Below are 1,561 nucleotides of genomic sequence, written 5' to 3'. Positions count from 1 at the left end.
GCCTTGAGATCCCATCAGGGGTGAGTAGCGGTCTGCACCGTGGCAGAGTGAGGTCGCTAGAAAACTCTCTGGAGGCCAATCATGCCGATGACAGCAGATCAATCTCAAATGCAGACCACTACCCCCCGTCGATCTTGGCGCAATTTTCGTCTCGTTGGAATTGAGCAAATCGACATGGCTCGTAACAGCTCTATCGCCGGGAAGTGAAAAGCTGTCTCGCCATACAGTTACCGGAGGCGATATCGCCGGCTTGTTCTCGTGTTTTGCCGCCCTTCGCCAGAAAGCCCAGCGGCGTAAGGACAAGCTTTATCCGCTGGTCGTGATCCAGGAGGCCGGACTTGATGGCTTCTGGCTGGGGCGCGTCCTCAGCAAGGAAACCTGGATCGAGAGCCATATTGTGGAAGCTGCATCTATTGCCATGCCACGCCGCCATCGTCGGGCAAAGACGGATCGCATCGACGGCGAAACACTTATACGCGCTTTGATGGCTTGGAAACGGGGCGAGCCGCGGGCCTGCTCTATGGTCAAACTTCTCACACCCGAGGAGGACGACAACCGTCGGATCGGGCGGGAACGGAAAACTCTGATTGCGGAACGTGTCTTCCACGTCAATCGCATCAAGGGGCTGCTCTTCACGCAAGGAATACGAGGGTACGAGCCGGTAAATCGAGACCGTCGCCAGCGTCTGGACGAGCTTCGAACTGGAGATGGCCGTCCGCTGTCAAAACACCTGAAGGCAGAGATCTGCAGAGAGCTTGATCGCCTCGAATTGATACTCACACAAATCAAGGCCGTAGAAGCAGAGCGAGATGCCTTGATCGTCCACGAGACGCCGGAAACGCCGCGAGGCGCGACAGCGCTTTTGGGCATCAGAGGAATTGGCCCGGAGTTCGCTACGATACTTTACACGGAAGGCCTGTTCAGGCACTTCGACAATCGGCGGCAAATCGCCTCCTACGCGGGGCTTGCCCCCTCTCCTTGGCAAAGCGGCAACGTTAACCGCGAACAAGGTGTCTCAAAGGCGGGAAATCCGCGTTTGCGAGCGACCATGGTCGAGCTCGCCTGGCTGTGGTTGCGGCATCAACCAAAATCGGCACTGACCTGCTGGTTTAACGAGCGCATCGCTCGCAATAGCGGCCGTCTGAAAAAGCCGATGATTGTGGCTTTGGCGCGCAAGCTGCTCGTTGCACTCTGGAAATACGTGAGCTCCGGCGTCGTGATCGAAGGTGCAATCATGAAAGCCGCCTGACGCGCAAAACAGCATCGAAAAGCAAATTCCAATCCTCAGGGTGTGATCAGCCCTGACGGATCCAGGTGAACGGACCGGGATTCCTTTTGGCTTCAACTGCCGGTCTTGAGATTGGTCCCGTTCTCCTGAGCCCGCGCCCGCGAAAGCGGGAAATTGGTGCCCGCCGTTGAAGCGGCGACCGGATGTGAGGTTGTACAGGCTCGATAACGAGCCGGTAAAGCGATGGGCTCAGACCGTGGATCCGCGAACAAAGGAGGCTTTGTGATGCCATCAAAATGAACCATTGACAAAAAACCTGATGTGAGAGGAATC

2 protein-coding genes are annotated in these 1,561 nt (G+C 56.7%); one reads left to right on the top strand and one right to left on the bottom strand.

Annotation, left to right across the window (positions count from 1 at the left end):
- Positions 1 to 97: 97 nt before the first annotated feature.
- Positions 98 to 1,249 carry an IS110 family RNA-guided transposase gene (locus tag EUU22_RS20145; protein WP_129333777.1) on the top strand — a complete coding sequence of 384 codons (1,152 nt, stop codon included), beginning with the start codon at positions 98 to 100 and terminating at the stop codon, positions 1,247 to 1,249.
- Between the two features lie 92 nt (positions 1,250 to 1,341).
- Here EUU22_RS20145 and EUU22_RS25695 read toward each other — a convergent pair.
- Positions 1,342 to 1,561: hypothetical protein (locus EUU22_RS25695; RefSeq protein WP_205687945.1), on the bottom strand; the 220-nt coding region annotated here is incomplete at its 5' end.

The organism is Ciceribacter ferrooxidans, from assembly GCF_004137355.1.
In the GTDB taxonomy this organism is placed as follows: Bacteria; Pseudomonadota; Alphaproteobacteria; order Rhizobiales; family Rhizobiaceae; genus Allorhizobium; species Allorhizobium ferrooxidans.
This window is presented reverse-complemented; position numbering and strand designations above follow the sequence as displayed.